The organism is Pyrobaculum sp., from assembly GCF_049971835.1.
Classification (GTDB): domain Archaea; phylum Thermoproteota; class Thermoprotei; order Thermoproteales; family Thermoproteaceae; genus Pyrobaculum.
On the sequence record NZ_JBMFKV010000106.1, the window covers coordinates 1 to 7,084 of the forward strand.

Here is a 7,084-nt window from a genome sequence, read left to right on the forward strand (position 1 = left end):
GGTTGTAGTCCCGTACAAGGGCTAGGTTGTTCATAGTCATCTGGAACGAACCATCGCCGTCTATACACAACACAGGCCTATTGGGATCGGCCAGCTTGGCTCCAAGAGCCGCGGGAATTCCAAAGCCCATAGTTCCGAGACCTGCCGACGTTATGAACGTCCCGGGCTCGTAGACGTCCCAAGCTATTTCAGCCCACATCTGGTGCGAACCAACGCCGGTCACCGCCACCGTGTTCCTAGGAGCCGCGTTTCGGAGCACCTTGAGGACTTTCCACGGGTGGAATATCTTAGTAGATTCAGCAATCCTCGACATGGCGTCTTCATACATTTTACGTATATTCAATAGCCATGAAATATATTTAGTATTGTTTATCGATTCGACGTGTATGATATCTATAAGCTTTCGAAGAGCCTCCTTTGCGTCACCCACTATGCCCACGGTCGGCTTGACATTTTTCCCAATTTCGCTCTTGTCGATATCTATATGGATAAGTCTCACCCTCCCGCTCTTGATGGACTCATTCAACTCCTTAAACCTCCCCCACGTCCTGTCGCTAAACCTCGTCCCCACGGCTAGTATAACATCTGCATTTGCCAAGGCCGCATCTGCCTCGGCCCGGCCGTGCATCCCGGCGGGGCCCATATATAGGGGATAGTCGTGGGGAACCGCGGCCTTGCCCGGCAGAGTAGACACGATAGGCGCGTTCAGCATCTTGGACAGCTCCAGGACCTCGGCGGTTGCCCCAGACCACAAGAGGCCGCCTCCTACTAAAATCACAGGTCTTCTAGCCTCCATTAGGTACTTAGCGGCGAGCCTTATCTTAGCCTCGTCTAGCGGGGGCGGCAGGAACTTCTCCCTATTCACAACTATCCTCTCCTCGTTATCCGTGGCGCCTGCCAGCTGGATGTCTCTCGGCAAGTCGATAAGAGTGGGGCCGGGCCTCCCCATTATGGAAATTTCATATGCAGTTTTGAAAGCCGGAGTCGCCTCAGACGGCTTTTTGACCTGGTATACAAATTTAGTTATAGGCGTCACCACACCCAATATATCGGTTTCTTGGAACCCGTCCCGCCCAAAGATGCCAGTGGGGACTTGGCCTGTTATGGCAACTAGAGGCACTGAATCCATATAGGCGTCGGTTAATCCAGTTACTACGTTGGTGGCCCCAGGTCCGCTTGTCACGGCGACAACCGCCGGCTTTCCCGAAACCCTGGCGTAGCCCTCTGCGGCATGCATAGCACCTTGTTCATGGCGGAAAAGTACATACTCTATTTCTTGTCCGTACAACGCATCGTAGAGCGCCATAATAGAACCTCCTGGTATCCCTAATACGTGTGTGATTTTATATAGCTTGAACGTCTCGACGAGTTTATCTACAACACGTTTCGAATCCCCATTGTAAGCCCCGATACCCCCGACATTGATAGAGATGAAAAGGAGGCTATTTAAACATTACCCAATCTATATATTGCCTCTGAGGCTAGTCTAACGACTTGGCGCACGTTTGGGTATGTCTCTATCTCGTCTATTTTGTTCACGTCTATCCACACGCCCTCCTTCAATACGCCGCCGACTCTGCGAACTAGATACACCAAATCGAAATGTATATGACTCTCCCTTGGGTATTTCACTACCTCCTCAAGCACAACGAGGGGTAGCGGCCTCTCTATCACGTTATCGTCTTTTATACCGTGGAGAAGACCCACGGGCTCAACGACGAGACCTGTCTCCTCCTGAAACTCTCTCTTAAGAGCTTCAAGAGGCGTCTCGTGAGGCTCAACATGACCCCCCGGGTATATATATACGCCCAGACGTCTATGCCTAATCATTAATACTCTTCCTCTCTCTATCAGAACTCCACTTGCGACTATGCACCTCTTCACTAGCTTTCAGAGCTTAATTTTTTAAATAGGTGCCGGACCATGGGAGGTGTTTAGCAAAATCAAACTGGGTATAGAGGAGTGGAAGAGGCTAGAATCCGATCTGGATAGGATCTCCTCTGGTGTGCCTATGGAGTTGGTTATAAACCTCACACTAGTCTATTCGGGAGAGGATGACTTAGAGGAGGAAGAGCACCACCACCATCACCACCACGTCCACGACTTTGAAGAAAATGAATTCACGCGAGAGGTGGCTAAATTACTTGACCACATAGCACATACATACGATGCACATGTTCATCCGCACCTCCACAGCAACCACGGGAGTGTAATGTTCGCAGTGAAAGGAACACCTAAAGAGCTTATAAAAGCTCTGAAAGATGTCTTGGAGTACGTAAAGCTTAACTGCGAGAAGTGCGTCGTTCACTCGCTCGACGGAGAATTTCACCTCGGCGAGGATTTAAGCGGTATATACTTCGGAGATGCCTATAAAATAACTGTAATAGTTCCGTCAGAAGATGGAAAAAGGCTTAAAGTCCACGAGGTTCATTTCTAAGCCTATTTACTATACAGTCTACCGTCTCTGAGATTTCTGGAGACACGATTTTTTTCATGTCTTCAATAGACACGTGGGGGTAGCCCCCGACCCATATATGTCTATGTATAAATGTAGAGTCTGTGCTAAGCCACACACATTTTTTCTCGCCGACGTGGACGGCGTCGCGGATGTGAATCACGACGTCGCAGTCACAAGGCGTTGGGCAACCGAGAGCTCTCGCCAAATGGGAGGGCCCCACAACCACGGGAATTCCCATTTCATATATCTTCCAAAACAAGTCGCACATCACCTACAGATGACCTAGATATTTTATATCATCTACGTCGTCTAGGAGGATAACCACGTCCTCTAGATTGATCCTCTTCTTACTGAGTGCCTTTGGAGGGATTTCCACGTATTCGGGTATAAGCGTGTCGTCCATCTTCCTCAGTAATATCTTCACGATAGCAATACCAGATTTTAACCTACTACAGAGAGACTTCTTCGCCTGGGGCCGTGGGCAGGTATATGTTGTCGAAGCCTTCTTCTGCTAGTTTACTTACCAGCGGAGCTGATGTTGACGGGTCGGTGTGCACCAGTATGATTTTTGTGTCAGGTGCAAACCGTTTTATAAATGCTTCGATCTCCCTCCTGCCGGCGTGTGCGCTGAAGTCAAACCACTCAAGCCTCGCCTCTACTTTTACAGTACTGCTGTCGACAACCGCGTAGCCTTTGCTCAGTATCTGGAAGCCCGGCGTGTTGGGCGCCTGGAAAGACGGGAGAAATATCCCGTTTTTCCTATTCTGGGCGAGTTTCTTAAAATAGAAAAGCGCGGCGCCTCCCTTCAACATACCAGCTGGAGTAATTATTACGGAGGGCTCCTCCATGGCTCCCTTTCTCACGTATGTGTTAGGCACTTCGATAGAGATCTCAAGAGCTTTTTTGTAAAGCCCCGGATCTCTTAGTAAGTGCGGATACCTACCTACAATCTGGTTAATTTGCCTAGCCAACCCATCTACGTAAATTGGATAGCTGTCTACACCGTGTTTAACAAGGGTAAGCAAAATCTCCTGCGCCCTACCGAGGGCGAAGGAGGGTATTAACACAGACCCGCCGCCTTCCAACACCTCCTTAACAGAACGTGTAAACTCTTCCTCTAACTTTTCCCGCGGCGGGTGATTCGTCGACGCGTACGTGGCCTCCATAATAACAACGTCGGGGCGCCGGGGCAAGTTGTAAACATCTGCGCCCCTGAGCATGTTGGTATCCACAGTGTTAAAATCTCCAGTAAACACCACAACCCTCCCCTCCACCTCGATTACAGCCATGGCGCTACCCGGGATGTGTCCAGCGTTGTAAGCAGTTACAACTGCGTCTCGTCCTATTTCCACCGGCTCTCCATAGGTGAGGGGTATGGCGCTTGACATGGTCTCCCTAACCTCATCCAGGGTATATGGGAGGTAGTAGCCTGACAGCTTTATGGCGTCGGCGTACATCAAGTCGCTCAGCTCCATCGTGAGTGGGGTGGAGTACAGTGGGGTTTTGGTAGACACATAAAGAGATGGGAGCCCCCCGCTGTGGTCAAGATGGGCGTGGCTTAGGAAAGTTGCCGTGAGATCTTTGGGACGGACGTGGAGGGGGAAGACTGGTCTATCATTTGCGTCAAAAGAAACGCCGTAGTCTAACAAAATACCATTAGACGCCGCTTTGATCAACACAGCGAGTCTCCCAACCTCACCAGCCCCGCCAAGAAACCGCATCTTCATAACCGGCAGACGCCATAATTTTCAAATAAAAACCTTAATATCAAGATGAAAGAGGAGTATATGGAGGAGGTGGAGAAGCGCCTCAATAGGTTGCTTGAAATAAACCGGCGGCTACTTACCCACCTGGAGGAGATCAACCGCTTGCTCTCGGAGAGGCAGAGGAAGTAGCGGGCACGGGTAAAATTTATATACCAAGCGCCTACAGCGGCCCATGCCATTCACCACATCTGCGCAACCTAGAAAACAACGGCTTAGTCTATACGAGGCTCCGCTCCATCTGCGGCGTAAGTTATTCAACGCAAAGCTGTCGCCCGAGCTGGCTAAGAAGCTAGGTGTGAAGAGACTGCCGGTGAGGCGCGGGGACACTGTGTTGATTTTAAGAGGCGATTTCAAAGGTGTAAGAGGTAAAGTTGTCAAGGTTGATACCAAGAGGATCCGTATATATGTAGAGGGCGCCACTAGGACCAACAGCAAGGGGCAGACTGTTTACTACCCCATACACCCAAGCAAGGTGATGATAGTGGAGGTCGACACATCAGACAAGGCTAGGCAAAAAATAATAGAGAGGAGAAAGAAGTAGGGCTATGGTACATCTAAGAAAGTCGCTGGCTCCGTATTGGTGGCCTATACCGAGAAAGGCTGGCGGCGTATGGGCTGTAAGGCCGTCGCCGGGGCCCCACAGCCTAGCCTATTCACTACCTTTGGCGATGGTTATTAGAGACGTGTTGAAATATGCCAAGACTATGCGAGAGGCGAGGTATATAATATCTCGGGGCTATGTAAAAGTTGACGGGGTGGTGAGGAGAGACTACAAATTCCCGGTGGGCCTCATGGACGTGGTGGAGATTGTGCCGACTGGCGAGGTGTACAGAGTGGTGCCAGATTCAGAGAAGTACTACAGTCTCCTCCCAATACACTCTGAAGAGGCCTCTTTGAAATTGCTGAGAGTAGAGGGCAAAACGGCCGTAAAAGGCGGCAAGCTACAGCTACACTTCCACGACGGGAGGAACCTCATCACTACTCCGGAGCTGGGGAGACAGATAAAGACCTTTGACTCTGTGCTGTACGATTTACAGAACAAAAGTATAAAGATGCATATACCGCTGAAACTCGGCGTTAATGTGCTTGCAATCCACGGTAGCAACGTAGGCTTCGCCGGCGTACTACATGAAATCGTCTGGACACTAAAACGGAGGCAGTCGGTAGTTGCCATAAAGAGAGGCGACGAGGTTAGGAGGACAATTCTCGGATACGTAATGGCGGTAGGTGCGGAGTCGCCGGTAGTGAAAATATCTCCCTAGTCGGCAGGCGGCTTCTCCTCGGTATAAGCCTCAGCCATCTTCTTAGACAGCAACCTCTCCTCAGCCTTCCAGAAGGCATCGCCGTAGTAATCCAGCGCCTTCTCCATATCTGAAATACTTATTGCTATCGGCTCGTATATTTTCACAACGCCACCCTCGACAACCCAGCCCTCCACGACCCCACCCACCGCCCAGTCGTATTTCGCACTCACTACATAACGCCTCTCGAAGACAGGGCTCCTAACCTTGATGTAGACGGTGGCTATGCCGAACTCTTTAAGAAATCTAGAGACAACCTCCCTATACTTTTCACCTGGCTTTGGGGCTGGGACTCTCTCGGCGTATATAATATCGTCGCGTTTCAAGTCCTCTTCAAGAAGTTGGAGGAGTTTTGAAACTGGTTGGCCGGTTCTCTCAATACGCATGTACTTTACCACTCTCCCCCCTTTTTAAATATCAACACTGGTGCGGCTGGCGGGGCGTCATCTCGTGACTGCTCTGTGCACTGGCTCTAGGCGTATCAACGCATCTAGTGCGCCGCCGGTGAGTTGTATCTGTTTGAGTTCTCCTTTTTGTCTGGGTAGTTTCCACTTCTCTATCGCCAGGGCCTTGAGCACAGCCGCGGTCCTTAGGTAGTCGGCTTCGCGCTCCTCCTCGGCGATATTTACATAGCCGTAGATCCTGCCGCCGCTTTTGAAAAACCTAGCCTCCTTCTCTACCGCTACTTCGCTGTTCCCTTCAAACACCTTTGCCTTTATCCTGACGACTAGGTGCTCCGCCTTCTTGCTTTTCTCTCTCCAAGCCTCCACCTCCTCGACACGCACCCTCATCCGTCTGCCATCTACGTCAACTTCTTTTTCAATAGGCGGCCTCACAGAGCCCCACTGCTCGCCTTCCCTAAAGTACTGCTCCAAACGCTGGCGCACCTCTTCTCCCCTCCTCTCGGCTTCCTTTAGGAGCGCTTGCTTCAGCCACTGCGCCCTCTCCCTCACATCGCCCTCTCCGTGTAGGGCGAGCCAGCCGATATACCTAAGGCCGTCTACGGTAATGCGCACGTAGCCCTTCTCACCCACGCCCGGCTCCCTCGCCGTGAAGTGTACTATGCACCAATCGCCTTCGCAAACGTCCCTCAGCCCCAAACCCCGCAGAAGCTCCACCGCCTTGCCGAAGGACTGGGGGTCTCTGGGTCTGTATACCACCTCTACTGCGCCGTCTTTTGTCAGCGTCACGGAGAATCTCATGTCTTCCCACTCAGGCACGCCTCTCTCAAACTTCGCGGCGAGGCGGCTGAACGCCTTTTCTTTGAGAGCGCCAGCGTCTCTGCACTGCCTTAGGAACTCCACCACGGCTTTTCTAACCTCTTCGTGCACAGACTCCGCGGCAGGGGCGTTTGTTGAGACATCTATACGCCACTCGTCGCAGCCGCTAGATACGGCTCTAGAGGTTTTTGTGGAGTGGCTCTCCTCGACTGCGCCTAGGGGTTCTGCGTTTAGAGTGTATGATCTGTGGAGGCGCCGGCTCGTGCACAGAGGCAACACGCGGCGCGGCGGAGCGTGTCGTGGATAGGGGCCTCGTGGTGGGTGCAGTTAAGCTGGCAA

The 7,084-nt window shown here is 51.5% G+C and carries 11 protein-coding genes; 4 read left to right on the forward strand and 7 right to left on the reverse strand.

The window, feature by feature from the left end; genetic code table 11:
• A partial coding sequence (locus ACP5J3_RS09325) for a thiamine pyrophosphate-binding protein (RefSeq protein WP_428495447.1) occupies window positions 1-1,342 on the reverse strand: 1,342 nt, incomplete at its 3' end.
• 104 nt (window positions 1,343-1,446) lie between these two features.
• The gene (locus ACP5J3_RS09330) at window positions 1,447-1,884 is read right to left on the reverse strand and encodes an NUDIX hydrolase (protein WP_428495440.1); all 438 of its coding nucleotides are present in this window, start codon (window positions 1,882-1,884) and stop codon (window positions 1,447-1,449) included.
• A 46-nt stretch (window positions 1,885-1,930) separates the two neighbouring features.
• Here ACP5J3_RS09330 and ACP5J3_RS09335 point away from each other — a divergent pair, with 46 nt between their 5' ends.
• Window positions 1,931-2,437 (forward strand): hypothetical protein, encoded by a 507-nt coding sequence (locus ACP5J3_RS09335; RefSeq protein WP_263244062.1) that lies wholly within the window; start codon window positions 1,931-1,933, stop codon window positions 2,435-2,437.
• Here the strand turns inward: ACP5J3_RS09335 and ACP5J3_RS09340 are convergent.
• From ACP5J3_RS09340 to ACP5J3_RS09350, 3 genes are read right to left on the reverse strand one after another with little or no spacing between them, the layout of a single operon-like run.
• Window positions 2,412-2,726, reverse strand: coding sequence for a hypothetical protein (locus tag ACP5J3_RS09340; RefSeq protein WP_428495448.1), 315 nt, complete (start codon window positions 2,724-2,726; stop codon window positions 2,412-2,414). The genes ACP5J3_RS09335 and ACP5J3_RS09340 overlap by 26 nt on opposite strands.
• A gap of 3 nt (window positions 2,727-2,729) precedes the next feature.
• Window positions 2,730-2,882 (reverse strand): hypothetical protein, encoded by a 153-nt coding sequence (locus ACP5J3_RS09345; RefSeq protein ID WP_428495441.1) that lies wholly within the window; start codon window positions 2,880-2,882, stop codon window positions 2,730-2,732.
• 25 nt (window positions 2,883-2,907) lie between these two features.
• Window positions 2,908-4,185, reverse strand: a complete 1,278-nt coding sequence (locus ACP5J3_RS09350; RefSeq protein WP_428495442.1) for an MBL fold metallo-hydrolase — start codon at window positions 4,183-4,185, stop codon at window positions 2,908-2,910.
• A gap of 45 nt (window positions 4,186-4,230) precedes the next feature.
• Between ACP5J3_RS09350 and ACP5J3_RS09355 the strand changes: the two genes are divergently transcribed.
• From ACP5J3_RS09355 to ACP5J3_RS09365, 3 genes are read left to right on the forward strand one after another with little or no spacing between them, the layout of a single operon-like run.
• Window positions 4,231-4,353 (forward strand): hypothetical protein, encoded by a 123-nt coding sequence (locus ACP5J3_RS09355; RefSeq protein ID WP_428495443.1) that lies wholly within the window; start codon window positions 4,231-4,233, stop codon window positions 4,351-4,353.
• A 43-nt stretch (window positions 4,354-4,396) separates the two neighbouring features.
• Window positions 4,397-4,765: a 50S ribosomal protein L24 gene (rplX, locus tag ACP5J3_RS09360; RefSeq protein WP_428495444.1), complete on the forward strand. Its 369-nt coding sequence runs from the start codon at window positions 4,397-4,399 to the stop codon at window positions 4,763-4,765.
• Window positions 4,766-4,769: 4 nt separating this feature from the next.
• Entirely contained in the window at window positions 4,770-5,486 is a 717-nt protein-coding gene (locus ACP5J3_RS09365; protein WP_428495445.1) for a 30S ribosomal protein S4e, read from the forward strand.
• On the opposite strand, the gene ACP5J3_RS09370 is transcribed toward ACP5J3_RS09365, so the two are convergent.
• Complete coding sequence (locus tag ACP5J3_RS09370) at window positions 5,483-5,911, reverse strand: hypothetical protein (RefSeq protein ID WP_148682786.1); 429 nt, start codon at window positions 5,909-5,911, stop codon at window positions 5,483-5,485. The genes ACP5J3_RS09365 and ACP5J3_RS09370 overlap by 4 nt on opposite strands.
• A 57-nt stretch (window positions 5,912-5,968) precedes the next feature.
• A complete protein-coding gene (locus ACP5J3_RS09375; RefSeq protein WP_428495446.1) occupies window positions 5,969-7,024 on the reverse strand; it encodes a PaRep2b protein in 1,056 nt (351 codons plus the stop codon).
• Between the last annotated feature and the right edge of the window lie 60 nt (window positions 7,025-7,084).